The sequence below is a fragment of the Erwinia sp. SLM-02 genome (assembly GCF_037450285.1).
Taxonomy (GTDB): Bacteria; Pseudomonadota; Gammaproteobacteria; order Enterobacterales; family Enterobacteriaceae; genus Erwinia.
In genome coordinates, this window is the sequence record NZ_JAQISN010000002.1 from 235,631 (window position 1) to 261,041 (window position 25,411).

At 57.3% G+C, this 25,411-nt stretch carries 23 protein-coding genes; 11 read left to right on the forward strand and 12 right to left on the reverse strand.

Going from position 1 to position 25,411, the window contains the following annotated elements; genetic code table 11:
- Position 1 precedes the first annotated feature (1 nt).
- The 6 genes from PGH32_RS14330 to PGH32_RS14355 form a co-directional block, all read right to left on the reverse strand.
- On the reverse strand, positions 2 to 2,596 hold the full coding sequence (locus tag PGH32_RS14330; RefSeq protein WP_337894376.1) for a fimbria/pilus outer membrane usher protein: 2,595 nt from the start codon (positions 2,594 to 2,596) through the stop codon (positions 2 to 4).
- 12 nt (positions 2,597 to 2,608) lie between these two features.
- Positions 2,609 to 3,295: a fimbrial biogenesis chaperone gene (locus PGH32_RS14335; RefSeq protein WP_314426159.1), complete on the reverse strand. Its 687-nt coding sequence runs from the start codon at positions 3,293 to 3,295 to the stop codon at positions 2,609 to 2,611.
- A 48-nt stretch (positions 3,296 to 3,343) separates the two neighbouring features.
- Positions 3,344 to 3,889 carry a fimbrial protein gene (locus PGH32_RS14340; protein WP_314426155.1) on the reverse strand — a complete coding sequence of 182 codons (546 nt, stop codon included), beginning with the start codon at positions 3,887 to 3,889 and terminating at the stop codon, positions 3,344 to 3,346.
- Between the two features lie 694 nt (positions 3,890 to 4,583).
- Positions 4,584 to 5,465: a DUF3142 domain-containing protein gene (locus tag PGH32_RS14345; protein ID WP_337894377.1), complete on the reverse strand. Its 882-nt coding sequence runs from the start codon at positions 5,463 to 5,465 to the stop codon at positions 4,584 to 4,586.
- A complete protein-coding gene (locus PGH32_RS14350; protein ID WP_443112783.1) occupies positions 5,435 to 7,606 on the reverse strand; it encodes a hypothetical protein in 2,172 nt (723 codons plus the stop codon). The genes PGH32_RS14345 and PGH32_RS14350 overlap by 31 nt, the downstream gene beginning before the upstream one ends.
- Positions 7,607 to 7,661: 55 nt before the next feature.
- Positions 7,662 to 8,132 (reverse strand): GNAT family N-acetyltransferase, encoded by a 471-nt coding sequence (locus tag PGH32_RS14355; protein ID WP_337894378.1) that lies wholly within the window; start codon positions 8,130 to 8,132, stop codon positions 7,662 to 7,664.
- 318 nt (positions 8,133 to 8,450) lie between these two features.
- Between PGH32_RS14355 and PGH32_RS14360 the strand changes: the two genes are divergently transcribed.
- From PGH32_RS14360 to yjiA, 3 genes are all read left to right on the forward strand, one after another.
- Positions 8,451 to 10,604 carry a carbon starvation CstA family protein gene (locus PGH32_RS14360; protein ID WP_337894379.1) on the forward strand — a complete coding sequence of 718 codons (2,154 nt, stop codon included), beginning with the start codon at positions 8,451 to 8,453 and terminating at the stop codon, positions 10,602 to 10,604.
- A gap of 75 nt (positions 10,605 to 10,679) precedes the next feature.
- Positions 10,680 to 10,883, forward strand: a complete 204-nt coding sequence (locus PGH32_RS14365; RefSeq protein WP_105592421.1) for a YbdD/YjiX family protein — start codon at positions 10,680 to 10,682, stop codon at positions 10,881 to 10,883.
- 11 nt (positions 10,884 to 10,894) lie between these two features.
- A complete protein-coding gene (gene yjiA / locus PGH32_RS14370) occupies positions 10,895 to 11,872 on the forward strand; it encodes a GTPase (RefSeq protein ID WP_314426145.1) in 978 nt (325 codons plus the stop codon).
- Positions 11,873 to 12,044: 172 nt separating this feature from the next.
- On the opposite strand, the gene PGH32_RS14375 is transcribed toward yjiA, so the two are convergent.
- Positions 12,045 to 14,075, reverse strand: coding sequence for an alpha-amylase (locus tag PGH32_RS14375; RefSeq protein WP_337894380.1), 2,031 nt, complete (start codon positions 14,073 to 14,075; stop codon positions 12,045 to 12,047).
- A gap of 314 nt (positions 14,076 to 14,389) precedes the next feature.
- On the opposite strand from PGH32_RS14375, the gene PGH32_RS14380 reads away from it, so the two are divergent.
- Positions 14,390 to 15,217: a protein bax gene (locus PGH32_RS14380; protein WP_314418072.1), complete on the forward strand. Its 828-nt coding sequence runs from the start codon at positions 14,390 to 14,392 to the stop codon at positions 15,215 to 15,217.
- A gap of 32 nt (positions 15,218 to 15,249) precedes the next feature.
- On the opposite strand, the gene btsR is transcribed toward PGH32_RS14380, so the two are convergent.
- The 5 genes from btsR to PGH32_RS14405 form a co-directional block, all read right to left on the reverse strand.
- Positions 15,250 to 15,969: a two-component system response regulator BtsR gene (gene btsR, locus PGH32_RS14385; protein ID WP_314418070.1), complete on the reverse strand. Its 720-nt coding sequence runs from the start codon at positions 15,967 to 15,969 to the stop codon at positions 15,250 to 15,252.
- Positions 15,963 to 17,651 carry a sensor histidine kinase gene (locus PGH32_RS14390; protein ID WP_337894381.1) on the reverse strand — a complete coding sequence of 563 codons (1,689 nt, stop codon included), beginning with the start codon at positions 17,649 to 17,651 and terminating at the stop codon, positions 15,963 to 15,965. Before PGH32_RS14390 ends, btsR begins: the two co-directional genes overlap by 7 nt.
- Positions 17,652 to 17,805: 154 nt before the next feature.
- On the reverse strand, positions 17,806 to 18,561 hold the full coding sequence (locus PGH32_RS14395; RefSeq protein ID WP_200560139.1) for an amino acid ABC transporter ATP-binding protein: 756 nt from the start codon (positions 18,559 to 18,561) through the stop codon (positions 17,806 to 17,808).
- Between the two features lie 12 nt (positions 18,562 to 18,573).
- Entirely contained in the window at positions 18,574 to 19,242 is a 669-nt protein-coding gene (locus tag PGH32_RS14400; protein ID WP_123331230.1) for an amino acid ABC transporter permease, read from the reverse strand.
- A 4-nt stretch (positions 19,243 to 19,246) separates the two neighbouring features.
- Complete coding sequence (locus PGH32_RS14405; protein WP_337894382.1) at positions 19,247 to 20,044, reverse strand: transporter substrate-binding domain-containing protein; 798 nt, start codon at positions 20,042 to 20,044, stop codon at positions 19,247 to 19,249.
- A 228-nt stretch (positions 20,045 to 20,272) separates the two neighbouring features.
- On the opposite strand from PGH32_RS14405, the gene PGH32_RS14410 reads away from it, so the two are divergent.
- The 7 genes from PGH32_RS14410 (at position 20,273) to mdtI (ending at position 25,408) form a co-directional block, all read left to right on the forward strand.
- Complete coding sequence (locus PGH32_RS14410; protein WP_314418065.1) at positions 20,273 to 21,601, forward strand: CapA family protein; 1,329 nt, start codon at positions 20,273 to 20,275, stop codon at positions 21,599 to 21,601.
- Positions 21,602 to 21,674: 73 nt separating this feature from the next.
- The gene (locus PGH32_RS14415; protein WP_337894383.1) at positions 21,675 to 22,424 is read left to right on the forward strand and encodes a hypothetical protein; all 750 of its coding nucleotides are present in this window, start codon (positions 21,675 to 21,677) and stop codon (positions 22,422 to 22,424) included.
- A gap of 67 nt (positions 22,425 to 22,491) precedes the next feature.
- Complete coding sequence (locus tag PGH32_RS14420) at positions 22,492 to 22,806, forward strand: chorismate mutase (protein WP_314418062.1); 315 nt, start codon at positions 22,492 to 22,494, stop codon at positions 22,804 to 22,806.
- Positions 22,793 to 23,596, forward strand: coding sequence for an AraC family transcriptional regulator (locus tag PGH32_RS14425; protein WP_337894384.1), 804 nt, complete (start codon positions 22,793 to 22,795; stop codon positions 23,594 to 23,596). Before PGH32_RS14420 ends, PGH32_RS14425 begins: the two co-directional genes overlap by 14 nt.
- 85 nt (positions 23,597 to 23,681) lie before the next feature.
- On the forward strand, positions 23,682 to 24,317 hold the full coding sequence (locus PGH32_RS14430; protein ID WP_233599149.1) for a LysE family translocator: 636 nt from the start codon (positions 23,682 to 23,684) through the stop codon (positions 24,315 to 24,317).
- Between the two features lie 412 nt (positions 24,318 to 24,729).
- The gene (gene mdtJ, locus PGH32_RS14435) at positions 24,730 to 25,092 is read left to right on the forward strand and encodes a multidrug/spermidine efflux SMR transporter subunit MdtJ (protein ID WP_314418111.1); all 363 of its coding nucleotides are present in this window, start codon (positions 24,730 to 24,732) and stop codon (positions 25,090 to 25,092) included.
- Positions 25,079 to 25,408 (forward strand): multidrug/spermidine efflux SMR transporter subunit MdtI, encoded by a 330-nt coding sequence (gene mdtI, locus PGH32_RS14440; protein WP_337894385.1) that lies wholly within the window; start codon positions 25,079 to 25,081, stop codon positions 25,406 to 25,408. The genes mdtJ and mdtI overlap by 14 nt, the downstream gene beginning before the upstream one ends.
- The last annotated feature ends 3 nt before the right edge of the window (positions 25,409 to 25,411 follow it).

Sequence of the window (25,411 nt, forward strand, 5' to 3'; positions counted from 1 at the left end):
CTTATAATCCCTGGCATGGCAGAGTGACATCCTGATACCCCATCGTCGGCTGATTCCCGATGCTCTCCGGCACCGCCAAAATACACTGCCGATCGGCTCCCGCCCCCCATTTAACCCGGAGTTTTTCGCCCGGCTTCACGCCGGAAACGTAGACGTCACCGTTCAGGCCAACGGTGCCGCTGTTACGCCCTTTGTCATTAAATACGCTGGCACCGATCGCCGGATACTCGCCGTTGGCCAGCCGCGTATGAATAAGCAGGCTCACCCCTTTAAAGGTGTCAAAGGCCACTTTAACAATCGCTTTTTCCATCGGGACCACCTGCTTACTGGCAACCGGCACGTCCAGTTCAGGCCCGAAATCTCGGGTTCGCAGGGCAACATAGTTAACGCGATAGGGGTTCGCCGAGGGCACCACGGCATAGCCAAAGCGATCGATCGCGACGCCCGGCTGATTTTCCAGCCGCACGCCTTTTGCATCTTTCGCTTCGATCAGCATAAAGGTGTTTTGCAGCGGCTGCGTCAGCGTTGCGCCGCCGGAATGCAGCAGCAGGCCGCCGGAGGCACCCGCGCCCATTTGCTGATATCTCCGGCTCAGGGCATAGCTGCCGTCAAAGTTAGCGATACTGCTGCTGTAGCCCAGATTCAGGTTGCTGTTTTGCCCCGAAGACTGAGTGTGGCCGGTGGACACGGCGTAGTTCATACGACGATCGTCCAGCAGAGTGCCGCTCACGCCGGTGGTATAGCTGTCGCCGCTCTGTTTGCTGTGCGCCATGCTGAGGTTAGCCGTGGTCGAATTGCTGGTGCTGCCCCAGTCCAGCGGAATGGACAGGATAAAATTAACGCTGTGGTCTGAATAGCCGTACTGGCTCTGCGTATCCTGCCAGTAGGCGCCGTAGGAGATACCCCTGTAATTGTCGTTGTAGCCGACCTGGATCGTGCGGTCGTTGCCGGAATCGCCCCAGTAGTTTTGATGGCTCACGTTTGCATACAGGCTCGCCCCAAGCCACAGCTGCTGGTTTAAGGACAGCTCCAGCCGCTGGCGCTTGTTACCGTAGCGGGAGGAATACCGCGTACGTTTTTTATCCTCGGGATTTGAGAGTTCCCCCGGTTTCAGATCGTTCGGATCCCAGTAATCGCTGGCATAAAGGCCATTTTTCCAGTTGCTGCGCTCTCTTACCGCATCGGTCAGGTCGTAATAACCCGAGGTGGCGTAGCGATAGCCGGCCAGCTGGAAGTTGGTTCCCACCTGGTTCAGGGATTTGGAGTAGAGGAAACGCACGCTTTGCCCCTGCTTGCTGTCGCCGTTCGCCAGATCGGTATCGGAAATCGACCCGTCAAGCGATATGGCCCCCCAGGTACCCAGATTTTTTCCTACGCCGATAGCGGCAGAGCGGTAATGTTCGGCAAGAATAATCCCGCCATAAGGGGTCAGGTTATACTTCGTGCCCCAGGCGACGGTGCCCTGAACGAGCTCGGGCTGATAGCCCCCGTTCCCGCTGTGATACTTACCCGCGGTGAACTGGAAGTTCCAGATCCCTTCGCGCAGCATATTCGCCACCGAGGAGTAGGCGACGGTAAAGTTTTTATGCGTGCCGTCGGCTTCATTGACCGTTACGCTGAGATCGCCGTTATTGGCGTAGGGGAAGATATCGTGAAACTCGAACGGCCCCGGTGCCACGTTGGCGCTGTAGATGATGTAGCCGTTTTGACGAATTTCAACGCGGGCGTTAGTCGCCGCCACGCCGCGCACCACGGGCGCATAGCCGCGCAGGCTATCCGGCAGCATCTCATCCACGCTGGAGAGCTGAACGCCGCGAAACTGGAAGCTGTTAAACACTCTGCTGTTGGTGCTCGCCTGCCCCATCGCTAACCGACTGCGCCACGGAACGATATCGGTTTCGGCCCAGGTGGCGATAGTGTTCCAGTTCCCGCCGCTGCCGCTTTGCTTATCAAACGTCGAGTTATTACGCACGCGCAGGCCGCCAATATTCAGGCCGCTGTTCAGCCCAAGGAAGGTATATTCGCTGTCGTCCGTATCCGTGTGGCGGTAGCTGTTTTTACTGTAGTTCGCCGTATAGTTGGCAAAAAGCGCGTTGATGCCTGCGTCATACAGACCCACCGGCACAGCGCCGCGGGCGTGCTGGACCATCATGCTTTGCGGTACCGAAATATTCACCTGCTGAACGCCAGCGTCATACGTCACCGTCGCGCCCGGAATGATGGCCGGTAAATCTACGCAGCTATCCGCCGGAATAGCTTTTGGCAATTTGATGGCATAGCTCAGCAAATCTGACGCCTTCAGGCAGGCCAGGGATGCCGTTTTTCCACCGGCCTGGCGGAAGGTGATGAGCTTGCGATCGACCTGATTCTGATTAACATAAATATCAAAAGGATACGTACCCGGCGGCATAGCCTCGCCCTGCGCCACGACCTGAGCACTGTGGCGGTTTTCAGTACCGTGAACAAATGACATATTGAAGTTATCCGCCAGAGCACATTTGCTCCCTAACAGCGGTAAACCGGCAACGGCGATCGCAATGCGGATCGACCTGGCCACGTTGTTCATTCCATACGTTACGCTTCGTTGAGATGCCATTCCCTGTCTCTCTTATTGTACTGGAGCGTCCTTGACTTCCGTTTTTCCGCCAAAGTCATTGATATAACTGAATGAAATGGTTTTACCCACGCTGACATCTGCCGGTAATCTGAACGACAGCCGATCGCCGGGGTTAACCATATTTGCCTCAACGCTGACGCTCCTTCCTTCGCGATTTTTCATTCGCAGTGCGCCAAAGGTAATATGTAACGGGCCTTCGTTTACCACCTCTAAACCGGATCCGTTCCGCTGCCAGCGTAATTTTTTCACCTGGTCTTCAAGCGAGGTTTGCAATAACTCGGGGCGGTAAAAAAGTTTGATTCGGGTACGTACCGCAATCTGCAGCACATTTTCCACTTTGGGGCTGGGGGGGATTTCCTGGACGTTAATCCACAGCAGCGTTTCTTTATTCTGGGGCAAGCCCGTCCCCGAATAAATAAAGCGCAAAATGGCCGTTTTACCGGCATCCATTTTTAAAATTGGCGGCACAACGACAATTGGCAGAGTCTTCGGCACCTGATTTTTATCGCCCGTATCCAGCCAGGTCTGAACCATATAGGCCTCAGCAGCATCGTTTCGGATAGGTAATGATGCGGATTTATCCGTGCCTTTGTAGATAACGCGAGTCGCATCCACCTGAACACCCGCGTAGCTGCTGCAGGCACCCAGCATCAGCAGAGCAACAAAGAGCTGTTTCATCGCTTTCCTTAGCGGGCCATCCCTGGCCCTCATTGTCCTGAACCCGAATTATTTATATTCGATGGTGAATGAACTGGTGGCGTTGGCCAGGCCCGGCGTCACAACACCGAATGAACGGTAGCGCGCCTGAAAATTAAATATGGCCGTTGTCTGGCCGACGGGAACGTTTACCTTTGCCACGCTGTCACTGATGTTAGTGCCGTCTGCGATAGGTAATACATTGCCGTTGTTATCGGTGATCTCAATACCGAGACCCGTTGCGGCAGAGCTGCCTTCATTACCTTCTGCGCTAACGGACAGCAGTTCAAAGTGCCCGGGAACGGTATTGCCGTCGAAGCGCATGGTGTAATCGCCCGGGTCGCAATCTTTCAAAGAAACCTGGAAACCTTTAGAGGCGGATTTATCACCGATATTCTTAAATGCTGACGTTGGATAAGTCCCTAAATAGACTTCTTTGTTTTGAGTATCTGCCGTTACGTCGCAGGCCGAACGCTTAATTTCCCCGGTGAACTTAACGGTGCCGTTCGATGCCACGGCATTGTAGGTGGCTCCGGACAATGCCAGGACCACCAAAGGTAGTAATACTTTTTTCATGTACAGCTCCATAGAACAATAAAATATCGATTCAGTGGCGGAAAACTTTCCAGCACTGAGCATACACTCAGCGATAGCACTCCTTGCCTTAAAGGGGTATTGCTTCGATGAACTTATTGCCGGGCGCAATATAGATCAAAAGACCAATAAAAGTTAAATCGTTTAAATCAACGATATGGTTAATCATGATAGAGGAAAACAATGAAGAAAGAACAACGCCCGTTGGTTTTCAAACAAAACCTGGAATAATTCACCCATTACAAAACAATAAGATAACAATATAAAACATAAACAGAGCGGAAAAAGAACGGGAAAATATCGTTCAAAAATACCGGATTTAATTACTGGCACCCTCATGTAAAAAACCAGCCATAAAAAACCAAAAGACCCACTTACTAAAGAAATAATGATAATTCATCAGCAGGGGTAAAAATGAATAAGCCTTTAAATCACCGGGCCTCGCCAGAGCATGATTAAAATAACGCCAGGCGGAACGGCGTAAAAGTTACGCCAACAGTTAACCATTCCAGATAATTACCCGCGAGTTTTATTAATCAATAAAATCATGATAACCGACCAATAAAATCCAGTAGAACTTAATCCAATTTCGGGCGCGCGGATTTAAGCGAAAAAAAATCCGCCTTCCCGTGGAATATCTTCAGACGGCTATTTTTCGTCATTATTACCCTGAGGTTCAGCGCACCGGGCGCAGCATAAACACCACCGCTCCCCGATACCAGCGCGAGCCGGAAAGTTCACGCTCGTAGCGCGGATCCCACTCACCGTGCTGCACCAGCCCGATACGGAACGGGATCTGCAATTTTTTCAGCGCGGGCAGATAGCGGGCATAGTTCGGCACGCTGTGCCGCCCCTGATAGGTCTGTACCACCAGCTCATCCACCGGCAGCTTATTGAGCGTGGCGATATCCCCGGTGCTGGCCCAGTCCAGCAGCCCGGTGACGCCAAGCGCGAACTGAGCGGGTAATTTTTCACGCAGCGTAGTCAGGAACTGCGCGTAGTCACCCAGCCGGCGCGTTGCCGCATCAAAGTCGATTTGCAGGCCAACGACGTGATTGCCGCTCTGGCTCCAGCGCGCCAGCAGGCCGACGATCCGCGTCACGATCTCATCCGGCAGATCCAGGGTTGATAATCGGACGGTTAACCAGATACGCGGGAAGGAGAGCCTGCTGACCGGCAGGCCAACCCGCTCGAATACCGGGCGACCGCGATACAGATTCACCTCGCCCTGATGCAGATACACCACCTCGGCTCCACCCATCTCCGCCGAGCTGCCGACCCCGGACCACAGCCAGAATGCACGGCGATCGGCGGCGCGAACGCGATAGCGATCCCCCGAAATCGCAGCGGTGCAAGCCTGACCCGCGACGGTGTTTGGGTTATTGCCGGTATCGGCATGTTCACTCGCTTTAATGCAATCTTTCGCTTCAATACCCGAACAAGCATGATTGCAGCCGTGGGGAGCGACACCGTCACTGGCACTGGCATCAGCCCCCGTCCCGAAGGCCGTCAGGCCGCACAGCACGATTACCAGTAGTATTTGAGCCGCTGCGCCCATGGCCCGCCCCGGTAATCCGCTTTCAGTCGGTTAAACCAGCCCTTACGCACCGCCGGTTCAACCTCTTTACCGCCGCAGTCGTTATAGCCCGACGGCGCATAGCACATCACCGCACGGTACAGCGCAAAGCTTTTATCTTCCGGCTCTGCACGCGGATCCTGAATCACCTGCGTGTAGTACGCCTGACGATTGGGCGCACCGTCGCTGCCGTCACCCACCACGGCACCCAGCGCCAGATTGCCGTCATCTTCCGGCCAGCTGTCCACCTTCACCCGCGTGGTGCGGAAAAATTCGCCGAGGCAGTTCAGCGCGTGGGCATCATCAGCGCGGGCGTTAAGCGTATTCACCGTTTGTTCCAGCGAAGCACAGCGGTAGCCCGGCTCGGCCTTATCCCCGGCCCAGTCAAATACCGTCAGGTCGACATCCGCAAAGGCGCTGTCCACCACCGGCTGGGCGATATGGTTCGCCAGCGTTTTATCCTGTAGCCAGTGGCCGTAGCGACCGGCAATCAGGTCCTTCACCAGCAGCGTATGCAGGGCAATCGTCTTCTCTTCGTTGCCTGAGCCCTCTTTTACCTGCTGGCGCAGCAGATCGGGCGTCGCCAGTTTTTTCAGCACCAGCGAGCGATAGCGCAGGTTGGTGACCTGGCTGTCCGATGCAAATATCTTCCCGGTCTGGCCGCTGCTGACCAGCGTTGCCGCCAGCATGGCCTGCAGCATCTGCTGCTGCTCCTTATCTTTAGTCAGCGTGAGCAGATGCAGCCAGTGCTGGCGTGCAGCATCCCAGTTCTTCTGATCCATCAGCACATCGCCGTACAGCACCTGATTGCTGAAGGTCAGAATGTCATGTTCCGGCAGCGATGCCGCCGGTTTAATTGCGCCAAGCACCGTGGCGTAATCCTGCTTCTGCTCCGCCAGCAGCAGGGTCAGATACTGCCAGAGCGGGAGCTGCTGCCCCTTTTCAAAAATCGGTTTGATCTGCTCAAGATACGGCGAGTCAACGCAGGGGGTTTTGCCATCGCATTCCGTACTGCGCATCAGGCGCAGCGTCTGGATAAAGGTCAGCAGCGGCGCATCCGGCGCGCTGAGGAACCAGGCCTCGTTGCGGGTCAGATCCTTACTCAGCAGCTTGTCATCCGTTTCCGCGATCAGCGACGTCAGCTCGCCGACGCTGCCCGCCTGTTTCAGCGCCTGCTCGGCCTGCTGGGCCAGCGGGTCCCAGTCTTCCAGATACCAGTTGATGCGCCTCAACATGCCGCGCGCTGAACTGGCGTACAGCCCCTCCGGCCATTTTTGCAGGTAGGCCTGGGCCTGTTGACGTGCTTCCGTCGCGGCGGCTTTATCAATGTTTTTCACATCAAAATCACCGTACATGCCGCTGGCGTTGGCGCTGCTGCGGTTAAGATCGGTACGCATCAGCATATACGCAGCGGTTTCCGCCAGCCACGGCTGCTGGCTGCCCCCGAGCGCGGCAAAAGCGGCGGCCGCCGCCGGATAGTCCCCGGCGTAGAACTGGTTTGCCGCCAGCAGGTAGTGCTGAAACTGCGCGGCCGCGGAATTTTCCGGGAAGGCCAGCGCGGCGATCTCCGCCTGGGCCTCCGCGCTACCGTTGACCTTCAGGCGGGTTGTGGCCAGCGATCGGCGCTGTTCCGCGGTGAGCGCGGTTTCCGCCAGCAGCGCGCGATAGAACTGCTCGACTGACGCTAAGGAGTTCGACACGTGGCGATCTTCCAGGCCGCGGCTCTGCTGGCGGAAGGTATCCAGCAGCGCGTCGTCAACGCCGATTTGCCCGGCCTGCATCGTCAGCGGCAGATCGGCCACCGAGGCGGTCTCTGGCGTTTCATCCTGCAGATGCGCATACCATTCCGATATATGCGGCGCAAAATAGTAGTCGCGACTGTGAACGGCATCAACAGAGTCCGGCAGCACCGGCAGCGCAAAGGCCTTCTTCTCACCCAGCAGCCGGATCAGGTTATCCCGGGTATCATTGCCAATATCCAGCACCGGCGGGCTGCTAATCAGGCACCCCGCTGCGCTCCAGGGACAGTTCCCCATATCCGAAGAGGCGATCGCCGACTGGCTGAACAACGCCGCACCGCCTGCTGCCAGCATCAGTCCCATGACTCTGTTTTTTTGCTTCATTTTCGGCTCCTTTCCTGCGAAATCGCGCACGATCGTCCTGAAGAGTAGTACGAAATTAGCCAGGAAACTCGCCGGCTTTGATGGTCCAGGCGCTGTGATGCTGTTCCAGGCCAATTTTCGGGTAATAGCCTTCAGCCAGCGGCGCGGCCAGCAGGATCAGGCGACAGGTATCCTCAAGCTGGCGGCAGGTTTCCGCAATCAGCGCTTTGCCAATGCCGCCCTTCTGCACCGTTTCGGACACGGCGAGATCGGACAAATAGCAGCAGAAGGTGAAATCCGTCAGCGAACGGGCAACGCCCACCAGCTTCTCACCCTGCCAGGCGGTAACCGTCAGATTGGCATGTTTTAACATCTTCTCCAGGCGTTCGGCGTCGTCCAGCGGCCTTCTCTCCCCCAGCGACGTTTCGCTCAGCAGCTCAATAAACTGCCGTGTGGTGATCGGGTGGTTCACCCGATAAACAATATCCGTTCCGTTTTCCATCGCGCTGCCGTCTCCTGTGCGGTTGAACATATCTTTGATAAACATCAGATTATGCCAGTTAATTTCGCTTAGCAATGTCGGCCAGATTAACGCCTGCCGATGACGCCCGCATGAAGCTCCACCGCCCACGCCTCCAGCGAGATCTGTATCACAAAATTCAGTGACTTAGCGGCCCCGCGAAACCGCTTATCCCCTCCGGCTACCGCTCAGCGCTGCATATGACCGCTTAACCACTCTTTCCCCCGTTCAGGGGAAAAATTCGCCACCATATTCCCAGCCTTTTTTTGTGTCCTTTACTCACACATTCGTACCTCAGCCCGGACGCTGGGATCTCTTTCTTTCATTCTAAAAACCAGGTTTCCTATGAATAAAAATACGTTATTCAAGCACCTACCCTGGATGATTCTTGGAATCATCGGCGCCTGCTGTCTGGCCGTCGTCGCTCTGCGGCGGGGTGAGCATATCAGCGCACTGTGGATCGTCGTCGCTTCCGTGTCGGTCTATCTGGTCGCTTACCGCTACTACAGTCTGTATATCGCCCAAAAGGTGATGAAGCTCGACCCGACGCGTTCGACTCCCGCGGTGATCAATAACGACGGTCTGAACTACGTGCCAACAAACCGTAACGTCCTGTTCGGTCACCACTTTGCCGCCATCGCCGGTGCCGGTCCGCTGGTCGGCCCGGTGCTGGCCGCGCAGATGGGCTATCTGCCCGGCGTGCTGTGGCTGCTGGCGGGCGTGGTGCTGGCCGGTGCGGTGCAGGACTTTATGGTGCTGTTTATCTCTTCCCGCCGCAACGGCGCCTCGCTCGGCGAGATGATCAAAGAAGAGATGGGTCCGGTTCCCGGCACCATTGCGCTGTTCGGCTGCTTCCTGATTATGATTATTATCCTCGCCGTGCTGGCGCTGATCGTCGTTAAGGCGCTGGCGGAAAGCCCGTGGGGCGTGTTCACCGTCTGCTCGACGGTGCCGATCGCGCTGTTTATGGGGATCTACATGCGCTTCCTGCGGCCCGGCCGCGTTGGCGAAGTGTCGGTGATCGGTATCGTGCTGCTGGTGGCCTCCATTTACTACGGCGGCGTGATTGCGCACGACCCGTACTGGGGCCCGGCGCTGACCTTTAAAGACACCACCATCACCTTCACACTGATCGGCTACGCGTTTGTCTCCGCCCTGCTGCCGGTGTGGCTGATTCTGGCCCCGCGTGACTACCTGGCCACCTTCCTGAAAATCGGGGTGATCGTCGGCCTGGCCATCGGCATCGTGATCCTCAATCCTGAACTGAAAATGCCGGCCATTACCCAGTATATCGACGGTACCGGGCCGCTGTGGAAAGGGGCGCTGTTCCCGTTCCTGTTTATTACCATCGCCTGCGGTGCCGTCTCCGGCTTCCACGCGCTGATTGCCTCCGGCACCACGCCGAAGCTGCTGGCCTGTGAAACCGACGCGCGCTTTATTGGCTACGGCGCCATGCTGATGGAGTCCTTTGTGGCGGTGATGGCGCTGGTGGCGGCGTCGATTATCGAACCCGGCCTCTACTTCGCCATGAACACTCCGCCGGCCGGCCTGGGCATTACCATGCCGAATCTGCACGAGCTGGGCGGCGAAAACGCGCCGATGATTATGGCGCAGCTGAGAGACGTTACCGCACACGCGGCGGCCACCGTCAGCTCCTGGGGCTTCGTGATTACCCCGGATCAGATCCTGCAAACGGCGAAAGATATCGGTGAGCCTTCGGTGCTGAACCGCGCCGGCGGTGCGCCAACGCTGGCGGTGGGTATCGCCCACGTCTTCCACAAGATTGTGCCGGTGGCCGATATGGGCTTCTGGTATCACTTCGGTATTCTGTTTGAGGCGTTGTTTATTCTGACCGCGCTGGATGCCGGAACCCGTTCAGGCCGCTTTATGCTGCAGGATCTGCTGGGTAACTTCGTGCCGTTCCTGAAGAAAACCGACTCGCTGGTGGCGGGAATTATCGGTACCGCGGGCTGCGTGGGGCTGTGGGGCTATCTGCTGTATCAGGGCGTGGTTGACCCGCTGGGCGGCGTGAAGAGCCTGTGGCCGCTGTTCGGTATCTCTAACCAGATGCTGGCCGCCGTGGCGCTGGTGCTGGCGACCGTGGTGCTGGTGAAAATGAAGCGCACCCAATACATCTGGGTAACCGTACTGCCAGCCGTCTGGCTGCTGATCTGCACCACCTGGGCGCTGGGCCTGAAACTGTTCAGCACTAATCCGCAGATGGAAGGCTTCTTCTATATGGCCGGTCAGTACAAGGAACGCATTCAGGCCGGCGGTGCCGAGCTGACCCAGCAGCAGATCGACAATATGCATCATATTGTGATCAACAACTACACTAACGCCGGACTGAGTATCCTGTTCCTGATTGTGGTGTACAGTATTATCTTCTACGGCATTAAAGCGTGGATGAAGGCGCGCCGGACGGACCAGCGCACCGACAAAGAAACGCCTTATGTCCCGGTGCCGAAAGAAGGGGTGAAAGTCTCTTCCGGCCACTGATCGTCTCAGAATCTCAGCCCCGCCATGCGGGGCTGTCTCCTGCCCGACGGCGGGGGATCGCTTAAGGAGCGGCGTATGTTCGACAACCTCGGCGCGGCAAAAAAATACCTCGGTCAGGCGGCAAGAATGCTGGTAGGCATCCCCGATTACGATACCTACGTCCTGCATATGCAGACCAATCACCCGGACAAACCGGTGATGACCTATAAGGAATTTTTCCGCGAACGCCAGCAGGCCCGCTACGGCGGCGACGGCAAAGGCGGAATGCGCTGCTGTTAACAGGAACGATTATGACCCCGATTGCAGTCACCGTTTTAACCGGTTTCCTCGGCGCAGGCAAAACCACCCTGCTGCGCCATATCCTGCACGAACAGCAGGATTACAAAATCGCCGTAATTGAAAATGAGTTCGGCGAAGTCTCGGTAGATACCCAACTGATTGGCGATCGCGCCAGCCAGATTACCACCCTGACCAACGGCTGCATCTGCTGCACCCGCGCCAACGAGCTGGAGGACGCGCTGCTGGATCTGCTCGACGGGCTGGACAACGGCGATCTGAGCTTTGACCGGCTGGTGATTGAGTGCACCGGCATGGCGGACCCCGGCCCGATCCTGCAAACCTTCTTCTCCCACGAAATTATCTGCGAACGCTATCTGCTGGACGGGGTGATTACCCTGGTGGATGCGGTGCATGCCGACCAGCAGTTAAACCAGTTCAGCCTGGCGCAGTCGCAGATCGGCTACGCGGATCGCATTCTGCTGAGCAAAACCGACGTCTCCGGCGACAACGCGGCGCTGACCGAACGGCTCCAGCGCATCAACGCCCGCGCGCCGATCTATCCGGTGGTCCACGGCCAGATCGATCTCGCCCTGCTGTTCGATACCCGCGGCTTTATGCTGGAGGAGCAGGTGGTGGTCGCCAAACCGCGCTTCCAGCGCATTCACGAGGCGCAGAACGCCATCTCCTCAATCGTGGTGGAGTTTGACTACCCGGTGGTGCTGGGGGACGTGTCGGCGGTCATGGAGAACCTGCTGGGCAGCTTTGCCGAAAGCCTGCTGCGCTACAAGGGGATGCTGTGGATCGCCGACCAGCCGTGCCGCCTGCTGTTCCAGGGCGTGCAGCGGCTCTACAGCGCCGACTGGGATCGTCCTTGGGAAGCGGACGAGCAGCCGCACAGCACGCTGGTGTTTATCGGCGTGAACCTGCCGGAAGCGGAGATCCGAAGCGCCTTTGACGGGCTGAAGGTGAACCCGCCTGCCGCACAGTAGCCATTTCATCCTGTTCAGATAGCGACGGCGAACCGGCATGGTTTAGCCGTCGCGCAACGGCAGCGCATCCCCTCCACGGCCTTTCCCTTACCGGCCACCTGACACTGCCTGCCTGCCTGCCTGCCTGCCTGCCTGCCTGCCTGCCTGCCTGCCTGCCTGCCTGACAGGCATCTTATTTTGCCTGGCCGGCCCACACCACCATCACTTTGTCATCGCCCTTTTCGCGCACAAAACCGTAGCCCTGCAGCAGAGCCAGCGTGGTCTGTTTCCCCGCGCCCAGCGCCGGATGGCGGGCGCGAAACTGCCCGAGCCGCTGCCAGTGACGCAGGCTGGCGGCCGCGCTGCCGTTCAGATCCTGCCAGTTCATGTCCGATCGCGTGCCCTGCAGCGGATCCGATCCGGTCGGGCCAAACGGCCGCGCCGATTCATCGCCGTAAAAGATCTGTACGGCTCCGGGTGCCAACAGCAGCAGCTCCGCCGACCGCGTACCGCCCTCGCGGAACAGCCGGGTATCGTGCGACGACAGATAGCTCAGGACGTTAAATTCCTGCAGTTTTTCCGCCATCTGCTGCCAGACGCCGTCCATATTCGCCAGGCAATCCGCCGCACCGGTTGCCTGATCCTGATAATCGAAATTGATCATCGCGTCGAAACCGTGCTGGTAGAAGGCACTCTGCATCACCCCGTGGCCCCACGACTCGCCGGTCATCCAGAACGGCGAGTCATCGATTTTTTTCTGTGGGTTAGCCTGCTTCCACGCCGCCAGCGCCTCCGTGGCCTGCGTTTTCAGCTGCTGCCAGGCCTCCAGCTCCACGTGCTTCGCCGTATCGACGCGGAAGCCGTCGATGCCGTAGTCGCGCACCCACTGGCTCAGCCAGTGGGTCAGGTAATCGCGCGGGGTGTATCCGGCGATCTCCCGCGCGGCGGAGTCGGGTTTATGGCGATAAAACAGCGGCAGCCCGGAAGGTTCGGTGGATTCGGTTTTCAGATCCGGCAAAAAGGCCAGCGACATGGTCAGGTCGTCAAACCCGGGGTTGTCGTAGTCGCCAATGTCGGTGCGGATCCACTTTTTGCCCCACCAGTTTTGCCAGGCGGTTTTGTCACCGAAGTTGATGTAGTCATTAAAGCTGTGCCAGTTCTGCCCGGCGGCGGGCTTCCAGTCGGTCCAGCGTTCACCGAGGATCTTCCTGCGTTCCTCATCGTTCAGATAGAGCGCGCCGAACTCATAGCTTTGCATATCCGCCAGCGTCGCGTAGCCCGCGTGATTCATCACCACATCAAACAGCACGCGGATGCCGCGCCGGTGCGCTTCATCAATCAGCGTGCGCAGATCGTTTTCATCGCCCATGTTGGCATCCAGCCGCGTCCAGTCCTGAGTGTAATAGCCGTGATAGGCGTAATGTGGGAAATCGCCTTTGGTACCGCCGCCCACCCAGCCGTGAATTTGCTCCAGCGGCGAGCTGATCCACAGCGCGTTAACCCCCAGCTGCTGCAAATAATCAAGCCTGCCGGTCAGGCCCTTCAGATCGCCGCCGTGAAAGGTGCCGATCTCCTGCAGGCCGTCTTTATGCCGCCCGTAGCTGTGGTCATTTGACGGGTCGCCGTTAACAAAACGGTCGGTGAGGACGAAATAGACCGTGGCGTTGTGCCACTGAAACGCCGCTGCATCGTGGGCTTTCTCCGCTTCCAGCAGCAGGAGTCCATTGCTCTCCGCCGCCGGCTGCAGGGTGATTTTTCCGTCGTGGACCGTGGCAGTTTGCTGGCTGTAAAAGTCCCGCACCACGCTGCCTTCGGCAAAGGTTTGCCCGACGGGTATGGTCAGGGGTTTGCCGCTGCTGACCGGGCACTGCCGCGCAACGGCGGCGGGCGCATCGCTTGCGCCTTTCACGCTCAGCAGCAGCGTGGGCGTGCCGGAACGGGTATCCAGCTGCACCTGATAATCGCCATCGCGGAAAATTCGCCACTGGGGCGCGCTGCCGCTGCAGGGCTTCAGCGAGAGCATCTGATTAAGCCTGATGTCGCTCGCCGGCTGCCAGCACTGCTCCCCCTGCTGCAGGGTTATCGGCTGCGCGCCTTTTTTCAGCGCGGCCTGGCTGCGCCAGACGCCGGTTCCGTCGTCGGTCAACGGAGGAAAGTTCGAAGCGCGCCAGTCGGCGCAGGCAATGCCGGGCAGCAAGAGCAGAAGTAACGCAGTGTGTTTCATGAAAGAGCCCCATGATGGCGATTTTCCCCAGTGTGCCGCGAAGGCAGAACGTGCGGATCATCCCCCTGACGGATCCGCAGGGAGGAGAACGAGGGAGGAGAAAACAGGCCGTTTCCGGGACGGCGAAACGGTGAAAATCGGCACCTGAATTCGACACTGCGCAATTTTTATGCAATTTATGGGTGACATCATTTCGGAATTGGATTATTTCTGTACGTGCCGAATGAGGTTATTTTTGGTACAATTCGCGATTCGACCGACAAATTTGACTTAAAAGAAAGGATTGGAATGATTATTTCCGACCAGGAGAGCTAATGATATCGATACCCAAGCGACGACCTGGGGCAGCGATACTCATGTTTTTCACCCTGATGTTTTCAGGGGGCGTGCTGGCAAAGACGCACACAGAAACAGCGAGTCACAAAGCCCACGTCATCAAGACCAGCGTTAAGAAACAGGCAAGCAGTAAACAAGAGTATTCTCGCAATAGTGTAAAGAGTAGTTCACTTCCTGATTTGCGAAAATACCCTTCCGGAACCCCAAGGAAAAAAGCGTTTCTCCGGACGGTCATGCCTTATATCACCAGCCAAAACGCGGCGATTACCGCCGAGCGTAACTGGCTGCTCAGCAAACAGTACAACGGCCAGTGGTCGCCCGCGGAACGCACGCGCCTGAAGGATATTGCCCAACGCTATAAAGTGAGCTGGTCCGGCAACACGCGTCGTATTCCCTGGAACGCGCTGCTTGACCGCGTAGACATTATCCCAGACAGCATGGTCGCCACCATGGCGGCAGCGGAAAGCGGCTGGGGTACGTCGAAGCTGACGCGTAACAACAACAATCTTTTTGGCATGAAATGCGCAAAAGGGGCGTGTAAAAACGGGCCTGGCAAAGTGAAAGGCTACTCTCGCTATGATTCCGTGCAGGACTCCGTTCAGGCTTACGTGACCAACCTGAATACGCACGCGGCCTACGCATCGTTCCGTAAGTCCCGCGCCCAGCTGCGCAAAGCGGACCAGGAAGTGACGGCAACCGCGATGATCCACAAGCTGAAGGGCTACTCAACCCGGGGCCAGAGCTATAACAACTACCTGTTTGCCATGTATCAGGACAACCAGCAGCTGATTGCCGCGCATATGTAATCCCGCGTTAAACGGGCTGTGGGCCAGCTGGCCTACAGCCCCAGCGCCTCCTTCAGGCTTTTCAGATAGCGGCGGCTGACCGGAACGGTATGCCCGTCGCGCAGCAGCAGCTCCGCCTGGCCGTTATCCTCCAGACGAATTTCCTTCAGTTGGGTCATATTCACCAGATACTGGCGATGGCAGCGCAGCAGCGGCGTGCGGCTTTCCAGCGTGCGCAGGGTCAGCTCGGTAAACCCCTCCTTCCCGTCCTGGCTGGTGACGTAAACCCCGCTCATCCGGCTGCTGACGAACGCCACCTCATCCATCTGCAGCAGCCAGATGCGGCTGTGGCCGCTGCAGGGGATGTATTTCAGCGGCTGCTGGTTCTCCGGCAGCAGCGAGATATCCTGCACCTGCCGCTCCTGGCGCAGCCGTGCCAGCGTCTTGCCCAGCCGCTGCTGCTCGATCGGCTTCAGCAGATAGTCAAACGCGTGCTCTTCAAACGCCTGAATCGCGTACTCATCAAAGGCGGTGAGAAACACGATATAGGGGCGATGGCGGCGGTCGAGCATCCCGGCCATCTCCAACCCGCTGATGCGCGGCATCTGGATATCCAGAAACAGCACGTCCGGGCGCAGGTTATTGACCGCGCCGATCGCCTCAATGGCGTTGCCGCACTCGCCGACGATCTCAATATCGCTCTCGTCCTGCAGCAGAAAGCGCAGGTTTTCGCGTGCAAGCGGTTCATCATCCACAATCAGCACTCTCAACATGCCGTTTCCTCCATTGGCAGGCGCAGCGTCACCCGGGTGAAACAGTCCGGCTCGCAGCTCACCGTCAGCCCGTAAGCGTCGCCAAAACGCGCGCGCAGGCGCTTATCCACCAGGCTCATGCCTAAGCCATTACCGCTGCTTTTCGGCTGGTACAAACCGGCATTATCTTCCACTTCGACGATAACGTGTTGCCCTTCACTGCGGGCGCGGATGGTGATCGCCCCGCTGCCCAACAGCTGCGAGGTGCCGTGCTTAATGGCATTTTCCACAATCGGCTGTAGCGTGAAGGCCGGTAAATGCTGATGCGCCAGCGCCTCCGGCACCTGCATCTCCACCCTCAGCTGCGACTGGAAGCGCGCCAGCTCTATCTGCAGATAGGCGTTGATATGCTCAATCTCATTGTCCAGCGTCACAATCTCGGAGGGTCGCTTGAGGTTTTTGCGAAAGAAGGTCGACAGATACTGCACCAGCTGCCCGGCGCGCTCGCCGTCATGACGGATCACCGCCTTCAGGGTATTCAGCGCGTTGAACAGAAAATGAGGATTGACCTGCGCATGCAGCAGTTTGATCTCCGACTGGGCCAGCAGCGCCTCCTGGCGTTCATATTTCCCCGCCAGGATCTGCGCCGACAGCAGCTGCGCGATCCCCTCGCCCAGCGTGCGGTTGATCGAACTGAACAGGCGGTTACGCGCCTCATACAGTTTAATGGTGCCAATCACCCGCTGATTCTCACCGCGCAGCGGGATCACCAGCGTCGAGGCCAGCTTGCAGTTGGGGTGCAGCGAACAGCGGTACGGCACTTCGTTACCGTCGGCGTACACCACCTCACCGCCTTCAATAGCCCGCCAGGTATAGCTGGAAGAGATCGGCTTGCCGGGCAGATGATGATCGTCGCCGATACCGGTAAACGCCAGCAGCTTCTCCCTGTCGGTTATCGCCACCGCGCTGATATCCAGCTCTTTGTACAGCACCTGCGCCACCTTCATGCTGTTTTCTTCGTTAAAGCCCTGCCGCAGTATCCCCTCCGTCGAGGCCGCCACCTTCAGCGCGGTGGCGGAAAACGCCGAGGTGTATTTTTCAAACATCGCCCGTTTATCGAGCAGGATGCGCATAAACATCGCCGCGCCGAGGGTATTGGTCACCACCATCGGCGCAGAGATGCTGCCCACCAGATGCAGCGCATCCTGAAACGGCCTGGCGATCAGCAGGATAATCAGCATCTGCACCACTTCGGCGACAAAGGTGATAGCCCCGGCGGTCAGCGGATTAAACAGCTTATCGATGCGGCCCCGCTTAATCAGAAAACTGTGCAGCAGGCCGCCGATTAGCCCTTCGGTAATGGTGGAAACCATACAGCTCAGCGCGGTCATACCCCCCAGCGAATAGCGGTGCAGACCGCCGGTCAGCCCGACCAGCCCACCGACCACCGGGCCGCCGAGCAGGCCGCCCATCACCGCGCCGATGGCCCGGGTGTTGGCGATCGAATCTTCGATGTGCAGACCAAAGTAGGTGCCCATAATGCAGAATACGGAGAAGGTGATATAGCACAGCAGCTTGTGCGGCAGGCGCACAGTGACCTGCATCAGCGGGATAAACAGGCGGGTTTTGCTCATCAGCCAGGCAATAACCAGAAAAACGCACATCTGCTGCAACAGCAGTAAAACTAACTTGAACTCGTACATGCCCTGCCATCCACAACCGGTAAGGTGGATAAAATACCGCTATTAGCGAAACGTTTCTTTGCCGCAGGCCAGAAAAACGCGATCGCGTCGGTGATTTTTGTCTTTTAGGGGAAATCGGGCAGCACCGGCGGCGCTGCCCGTGGAGGCGAGAGACTTACGGGCGATGCCCGCTCACGTCATTCTGGTAGCTGAGCAGGAAGCGCTGGGTGCGCTGATGCTGAGGCCGGGTAAAGATTTGCTCCGGCTCCCCATCTTCCACAATCGCGCCGTCGGCCATAAAGATAATGCGGTCGGCAATGTCGCGGGCAAACGACATCTCGTGGGTCACCAGCAGGATGGTCGTCTGATGATCGATAATCGAACGGATCACCTGTAGCACCTCCTGCACCAGTTCCGGGTCCAGCGCGGAAGTCGGCTCATCCAGCAGGATCACCTTCGGTTTCACCGCCAGCGAACGGGCGATCGCCACGCGCTGCTGCTGACCGCCGGAAAGCATCGCCGGATAGCTGTCGGCCTTCTCACGCAGCCCAACCTTCTCCAGCAGATTCAGGCCAATGGCATCCGCTTCCGCCTTCGGCATTTTTTTACCGATGATCAGTCCTTCGGTGATGTTCTGCAGCGCCGTTTTGTTTTTAAACAGGTTGTAGTGCTGAAACACCATGCCGGTTTGCTGGCGCAGGGCGTTTTCCTGTTTGGTACTGATTTTAGCGACATCTACCGTCAGATCGCCGATGGTCAGCGTACCGCTTTCCGGCTTTTCCAGCAGGTTAATGCAGCGCAACAGCGTGGATTTCCCCGAGCCGGAAGGCCCGATAATCGCCACCACTTCCCCCTGCGCCACCGAAAGATCCACATCCTTCAGCACGTGGGTTTTGTCATAAAACTTATTCAGCTTGCTTATCGTCAACATCGGCTGGGTTCCTTAGCGATAAGGCCGGTTAAGGCGCTTTTCCAGACGCTTTTGCAGCATCGTCAGCAGAATGGTCACGGCCCAGTAGATCAGCGCCACCGCGATATAGCTTTCGAGGAAGCGGAAGGAGTTACTCGCCAGGATCTTGGTCTGCGAGAAGATCTCCGTTACGCCGACGGTAAAGGCCAGCGATGACTCTTTAATCAGCATAATCAGGTAGTTGGCCATACCCGGCACGGCCACGCGAATGGTCTGCGGCAGGATCACCCGGCGGAAACCCTGCCAGCGGGTCAACCCGACCGACAGGCAGGCTTCCATCTGGCCCGGCTCAATGGCGTTCATCGCGCCGCGGAACTCCTCGGCGAGGTTGGCGGCGTTCTTAAAGCTGAGCGCAATAATGGTCGCGGAGATGGCGTTCATCATGCTGATGCCGGGGAACAGCTGCGGGATACCAAAGTAAAAAATAAACAGCGTCACCAGCGTCGGCACCGAGCGGAAAAACGATATATACAGCTCGGCCAGCGGGGTCAGGATCATGATGCGGTTGCGGATCAGCAGCGCCAGGCCAACGCCCATCACCGAAGCGATCACCATCGAGGTGACCGCCAGGAACAGTGTCATCGGTAAGAAGCTGAGCAGCGAAGGAAACGCCTCCAGCATAAAACGCAGATCGAAATTCATTGGCTTACTGTTCCTTGCTGACGTCCTGTTTCAGATACTGCTCGGACAGTTTGGTCAGCGTGCCGTCGGCGGCCAGTGCTTTCAGCGCGTCGTCAAATTTCGCACGCAGCTCGTCGCCCTGGGCATTTTTCACAAACGGGAACGCTTCCTGATAGCGATAGACCGGGTTGCCGGACAGCTTCAGCGGCAGGCGGGAGTTATCAATCAGCAGCTGCGCACCGGCGCGGTCCATGATGTAGGCGTCAATACGGCCCAGCGCCACGTCCTGTACGATCGCGCTTGGCTCTTCGTAGGTGTGAATGTTGATGCCGGCATCCGGATAGTTTTTACGCAGGAAGTTCTCTTTGCTGCTGCCCACGTCCACGCCCAGGCGCTTGCCTTTCAGGTCATCGATTGACTGGATAGAGTCGTCATCTTTGCGGGTCACCAGCTGCGCGCCGGAGTAGATGTAGGTCTGGGAGAACTGGTATTTATCGCGGCGCTTTTCGTTGGCTTCAACCTGGTTGGCGATAGTGACGATTTTGCCGGAATCCAGCATGCCGAACAGGCCGGTCATATCGGCAGTGGTTAATTCCACGCGGGAATAACCCAGCTTTTTCGCCACGGCATTCACGACGGCAATATCATAGCCTTCTAAATCCTTACCGTTTTGACGGTAGGAGAAACCAATACTCACGCCGAAAGTACCGACCTGAAGGACTTTTTCTGCATCGACGGCTTTCTCTTTATTATTATCACAGCCGGCAACCAGAACCGATAACCCCAGAACCAGTGCGAGAATTCCTTTATTTGTAGATTTCATTATTTACCCTGATTAAAATTTTGTATAAATAACAATATAATAGAGGCGAAAATATCTGTCGTGGCGCCGGGATGTCGGCAGCCAACAAAAAGGAATAAGATATAACATAAGGTTATATAAAATCCCCAGATGAAACAGGATAGCAGTTGCACCACCGGTATAGTTAATAAAATAATAAGAACCATCTTAATCCGCAAAATAACGGATTTTCTAACCAGAGAGAGAATTATGCGTATTGTAGCCTGTGGTGACCTGCTATTTTCCAGCCGTAACCTGGTCAACCGCCTTGATAAAAGAATTATTAACTTACTAAAGGGCGCTGATGCAGTGTTTGCTAATGCTGAATTCAGCTGTCCGCAGCCGAATATTCCCCCTGCGGCAGGTCGTGGCTACATCACGGCGGTCAAACCGGCCACGCTGGATGAGTTTGTCGATCTGAACATCAAGCTGGTTTCCTTCGCCAACAACCACACCGGCGACTTCGGCTGGGAAGGCGTACTGAGCACCATCGACGCGGCGGAAGCGCGCGGCCTGGTTCCCTGCGGCGTGGGCCGCAACCTCGACGATTCCCGCCTGCCGCGCTTCCTCGACACCGCCGCCGGCCGCGTGGGTGTGGTGGCGCTCGGTTCAACCCGCTCCGAGGTATTCCTGGCCGCCAACGGCGGCGCGGGCACCGTGGCGCGTCCGGGCCTGAACCCGCTGCGCTGGGGCCGTGCCTACGTGCTGCCCGACGAGCAGTTCGAACAGTTGAAAAACATCACCCGCCTGCTGGGCACCGATGAAAGCGTACGCGAAGGTATGCGCGTTGAGGTGATGGCCGACAAAGGGCCTGACGAGTTTAAATTTGGCTCGCTGTTCGAAAGCTCGCTGCAGATTGAGCGCGGCGAGAAAGCCGGCGTGCGTACCTGGTACAACGAGCAGGACTGCCAGGAAAACGAACACAGCGTGCGCGATGCCGCCAACCGCAGCGACTTCACCCTGGTCAGCCTGCACACTCACGAAGGCGATAAGGACAGCTGGTACAGCCCGGATGCACCGGAGTTCGTTGAATCCTTCGCCCATCGCGCAGTAGAGGCCGGTGCCGATGCGGTAGTCTGCCACGGGGCGCACTTTATGCGCGGCGTGGAAATCTACAACGGCAAACCAATCTTCTATAACCTCGGCAGCCTGCTGATGGAATTTGAAGCCGGTGAATCAATTATCGGCCCGGAAATGTACCAGGCCTACGGCCATAAAGTGGATGCACGCCCGTCGGATCTGCACCGCGCCCGCGCCAAAAACACCGCAGGCGAGTTCACCGGCTTCAATGCCGAAGCGCGCTTCTCGCAGAACGCACTGGCGGTGTTTGACGTGGAAGGCAGCAACATCCGCGTGCAGCTGCTGCCGCTGGACCTGGGCATGGACAGCCCGCGCGTGCTGGATCGCGGCCTGCCGCAGATCGTCAGCCACCAGCAGGGCCACGAGATCGCCGCACTGCTGACGCGCATGAGCGAACGCTACGGCACCGAGTTCAGCTACCAGGAACAGGACGGCATGATCGCCTTTAACGCCCGTTAAGCGTCATTAAATACATCCGGTCGCCGACCGGATGTATACTTTGACTATTGATTCATAAAGGAACCGGGCCGAAATGGACGTAATACATTCCCTCTTACAGCGTAAAACGCAGCTTGCAGGCTTACTCTTCGCCGCCACCTCACTGTTCTCTGCCGCCGCCGACGCGTGGCAGCCGATTGATATTGATGACGACAGCGTGCTGCGATCCCCGCCCTCGATTGCGGTGCGTAACGGCACGCTGTACTTCGACGGCAAAATCATTGAAGGCTCCGCCGAGAAACTGCACCGCCAGCTGGAGATGCGACGGGTGGAAAAAGTCTCGTTCAACAGCATCGGCGGCGATGCCAAAGAAGCGATGGAGATGGGCCGTGAAATTCACAAGCGTAAAATGGACGTTGAAGTCAGAAACGTCTGCGCCTCCGCCTGCGCCAACTATATCTTCCCCGCAGGAAATAATAAGTTCGTGACCCAAAACGCCTACCTGCTGTGGCACGGCAGCCTGCACAGCCCGACCGATGAAATCGCGCTGGAGTCAAACGACCAGGGTCAGACGCACGAGAAGCTGGTGACTTCAACGGTGTTCACCACGTTAAAGCAGCAGGAAGCGGATTTTTATCAGCTGATCGGCGTCAATGGCGATCTCGCCTGGTGCCCGCAGCAGCAGGCCGATTATCATCAAAAATTCCCGGAAAAATGGTTCTCCTGGTCGCACGCTAACCTGGCAAAATTCGGCGTGAACAACGTTCGCTTTGCCACCAGTGCCGCCCGCTGGCAGAGCACCATGAGCGGCAAAGGCGTGATATTTGCTGACTACTGCCAATAATTTCCTCGCCAGGCTGCGGAAAATCCACTAGCTTATGTACTCTTGTACTAGCAATGGAGATCAATTAATGGATTTTACTTCTCTCGCTCAGGTGAGATCACGCATTGATGAGCTGGATAATCAGCTGGTCGCGCTGATTGCCGAACGTGGAAAGTGCGTAAAAGCGGCTGCGGCGTTTAAAACCGACGACGCTGAGGTTCGCGCTCCCGATCGGGTTCAGCAGGTGGTTGATCTGGCCCGCCGCCGTGCGTCAGAGCATGGGCTGCCGGAAGAGATTATCGAAAGCGTGTACCGCGCGATGATCGGTGCATTTATTGACTACGAGCTGCGCCAGCATCAGCAGCTAACGCAGCAAAAATCTCGCACAGATGCACCAGCATAAAATCCAGCCGATCGCCTGCCGCCTGCCGGGCATTGAGGCAGTGGCTGCGGACAGCAGCTTTTCCTTTGGCCGCCACAGCCATGACTGCTTCGGTATCGGGCTGATGGATCGCGGTGCGCAAAAATCCCATAGCGGCCGCGGTCAGGTTGAGTCCGCTGCCGGAAATATCATTACAGTGAATCCTGGCGAGGTCCATGACGGTGCGCCGCTAGGAGAATCGCGGGCGTGGCGCATGCTCTATTTCCAGCCCCCGCTGATGGCAGAATACTTCGGCCATCTTTCCGATACGGCCAACTCGCTCACCGAATTTATTCGTCCGGTTTTTCACGATCCCCACCTGGCAGGCCACTTCAACCGCCTATTTTATACCCTCACCGCCTGCGTAGATCGTCATTTCAAGCTGGCAGTCGATGAAGCCTTGCTGGCCCTAAGCGGGGCAGTGACGCAGCCCACCCGGCGAGAACCCGGCTTGGCTAATGATGTTATCCACCTCACGCGGGAACGGATGGATGACGATCCCGCAAGCCCGATCACGCTGGCCGAAATGGCCACGGCTGCGGGGTTAAGCCCATTTCAACTGCTGCGAGGATTTTCGCGCCGTATGGGCATCACGCCGCATGGCTATCTGATGCAGCGCCGCCTGGGGCTGGCCCGCCAGCGGATCGTACAGGGCTGCTCACTGGCGGAAGCCGCTGCCGATGCCGGTTTTGCCGATCAAAGCCATATGACCCGATTATTTGTGCGCAGCTTCGGCTACACGCCAGGGCTGTTTGCACGCAGTCTAAACTGATCGACTCCCTGCAATTTCGTTCAAGATCTCCGCGTATGCCCCCTGCACACTGCCTCCTCGTTTAATTTGCGTAAAGGGGCATAGCATGCTGATTTCCATGGGTTCTACCGTTAGTGCTGATTATCTGATGACATCATTGTTGATCGTTATGTCTCCCGGAACCGGGGCGCTGATTACGCTGTCCGCCGGCCTGAAACAAGGGTCACTCAGCGCGCTGCTTGCCGCTGGGGGATGCACGCTTGGCGTCGTGCCGCATATGCTGGCGGCGATCACCGGGCTGGCGGCACTCCTGCACGCCAGCCCGACGGCTTTCGCGGTGGTCAGGTATGCTGGAGTCTGTTACTTACTGGTGATGGCCTGGCAGACAATGCGTGAATCTGGCCCACTGTCAGTTACAGCAGAAAGTCCCCAACCGAGCGCCAGGCGTTTGGTCTTGCAGTCGATAGCCGCAAACATACTCAATCCTAAACTGTCGCTATTCTTTCTGGCCTTTCTGCCACAGTTTGTCAGGCCTGATGCAACGTCGCCGCTGCAGAGCATGCTAATGCTTTCTGCCATTTTTGCCGCAATGACTTTTGCCGTCTTTGCGCTCTATGGCCTGTTCGCCGCCGCACTCAGCCAGCGCATTCTTGCCAGCCAGCGCATTATGTTGCTAATACGCTGGTCGGTGGCCCTGGCCTTTATCGCCATCGCCCTGCGCCTGGCAACCGCCAGCCAGTAAAACCCAGTGAATAACGCCAGTTAAATACGGACAAAAGGTCCAATTAACTGGCTTAAATCAATAAAGCAGCGTAAAGAATTGCAAATGACGAGCTAAATAACAGGCCGCGTGGTAGAAATATCCGGTGTTTAACTCCCGAGGACAATTTTCTTTCCGCATCGACGAGAAGCAACAGCGCGGATAAGTTGTAAAAATTATGGACAATCAGTTCAGAAACGAACGCTCTACACCCCCTGTCGTACTCGCTTTCCCCTGCTCCCTTTCCGGTGAACAACACTGGCGCAACGCGCTTTAGTCCCGATCTTCCGTTTTGGCATCGCGCACCCCGTGCGTTCTTATGCCCTGTTTAATTTCAGCCTGCGTCGGTTAATCCGCGCTTTCAGGCTCGCTTTTCACATCTTACGGAAGATGCATCATGATTTACTGGCTGTTACTGGCGCTGGCCATCGCCTTTGAAATTACCGGCACCCTGCTGATGAAGTGGTCAGGGGTCAGCGGCAATCCGCTCGGCTATTTTTTAATGCTGCTGATGATCGCCCTCTCCTACATCACCCTGTCGTTTTCGATTAAGAAAATCGCCCTCGGCGTGGCCTATGCGATGTGGGAAGGGATCGGCATTCTGTTTATTACCCTGTTCAGCGTGCTGCTGTTTGAAGAGTCGCTGTCGCTGACCAAACTGCTCGGCCTGACCACGCTGGTGGTGGGTATCGCACTGATTAAGTCCGGTACCCGCGCGGCGAAGAAAAGCGGGGAGGTGCAGCATGCAGGCGTTTGAGTGGGTACATGCGGCGTGGCTGACGGGTGCCATCGTGCTGGAAATCGTCGCCAATATTTTCCTGAAACTGTCCGACGGCTTCCGGCGTAAGATTTACGGCGTGCTGTCGCTGGGTGCGGTGCTGGCGGCGTTCAGCGCGCTGTCTCAGGCGGTGAAGGGGATCGATCTGTCGGTGGCCTATGCGCTGTGGGGCGGCTTCGGTATCGTGGCTACCGTCGCCGCGGGCTGGGTGCTGTTCGGCCAGCGCCTGAACCGCAAGGGCTGGGCCGGACTGCTGCTGCTGCTGATCGGCATGGTGCTGATTAAGCTGGCCTGATGG

Coding starts and splice junctions, on each gene's coding strand:
- PGH32_RS14330 (WP_337894376.1), bottom strand. CDS start 2,596: ATGGCATCTCAACGAAGCGTAACGTATGGAATGAACAACGTGGCCAGG.
- PGH32_RS14335 (WP_314426159.1), bottom strand. CDS start 3,295: ATGAAACAGCTCTTTGTTGCTCTGCTGATGCTGGGTGCCTGCAGCAGC.
- PGH32_RS14340 (WP_314426155.1), bottom strand. CDS start 3,889: ATGAAAAAAGTATTACTACCTTTGGTGGTCCTGGCATTGTCCGGAGCC.
- PGH32_RS14345 (WP_337894377.1), bottom strand. CDS start 5,465: ATGGGCGCAGCGGCTCAAATACTACTGGTAATCGTGCTGTGCGGCCTG.
- PGH32_RS14350 (WP_443112783.1), bottom strand. CDS start 7,606: ATGAAGCAAAAAAACAGAGTCATGGGACTGATGCTGGCAGCAGGCGGT.
- PGH32_RS14355 (WP_337894378.1), bottom strand. CDS start 8,132: ATGTTTATCAAAGATATGTTCAACCGCACAGGAGACGGCAGCGCGATG.
- PGH32_RS14360 (WP_337894379.1), top strand. CDS start 8,451: ATGAATAAAAATACGTTATTCAAGCACCTACCCTGGATGATTCTTGGA.
- PGH32_RS14365 (WP_105592421.1), top strand. CDS start 10,680: ATGTTCGACAACCTCGGCGCGGCAAAAAAATACCTCGGTCAGGCGGCA.
- yjiA (WP_314426145.1), top strand. CDS start 10,895: ATGACCCCGATTGCAGTCACCGTTTTAACCGGTTTCCTCGGCGCAGGC.
- PGH32_RS14375 (WP_337894380.1), bottom strand. CDS start 14,075: ATGAAACACACTGCGTTACTTCTGCTCTTGCTGCCCGGCATTGCCTGC.
- PGH32_RS14380 (WP_314418072.1), top strand. CDS start 14,390: ATGATATCGATACCCAAGCGACGACCTGGGGCAGCGATACTCATGTTT.
- btsR (WP_314418070.1), bottom strand. CDS start 15,969: ATGTTGAGAGTGCTGATTGTGGATGATGAACCGCTTGCACGCGAAAAC.
- PGH32_RS14390 (WP_337894381.1), bottom strand. CDS start 17,651: ATGTACGAGTTCAAGTTAGTTTTACTGCTGTTGCAGCAGATGTGCGTT.
- PGH32_RS14395 (WP_200560139.1), bottom strand. CDS start 18,561: ATGTTGACGATAAGCAAGCTGAATAAGTTTTATGACAAAACCCACGTG.
- PGH32_RS14400 (WP_123331230.1), bottom strand. CDS start 19,242: ATGAATTTCGATCTGCGTTTTATGCTGGAGGCGTTTCCTTCGCTGCTC.
- PGH32_RS14405 (WP_337894382.1), bottom strand. CDS start 20,044: ATGAAATCTACAAATAAAGGAATTCTCGCACTGGTTCTGGGGTTATCG.
- PGH32_RS14410 (WP_314418065.1), top strand. CDS start 20,273: ATGCGTATTGTAGCCTGTGGTGACCTGCTATTTTCCAGCCGTAACCTG.
- PGH32_RS14415 (WP_337894383.1), top strand. CDS start 21,675: ATGGACGTAATACATTCCCTCTTACAGCGTAAAACGCAGCTTGCAGGC.
- PGH32_RS14420 (WP_314418062.1), top strand. CDS start 22,492: ATGGATTTTACTTCTCTCGCTCAGGTGAGATCACGCATTGATGAGCTG.
- PGH32_RS14425 (WP_337894384.1), top strand. CDS start 22,793: ATGCACCAGCATAAAATCCAGCCGATCGCCTGCCGCCTGCCGGGCATT.
- PGH32_RS14430 (WP_233599149.1), top strand. CDS start 23,682: ATGCTGATTTCCATGGGTTCTACCGTTAGTGCTGATTATCTGATGACA.
- mdtI (WP_337894385.1), top strand. CDS start 25,079: ATGCAGGCGTTTGAGTGGGTACATGCGGCGTGGCTGACGGGTGCCATC.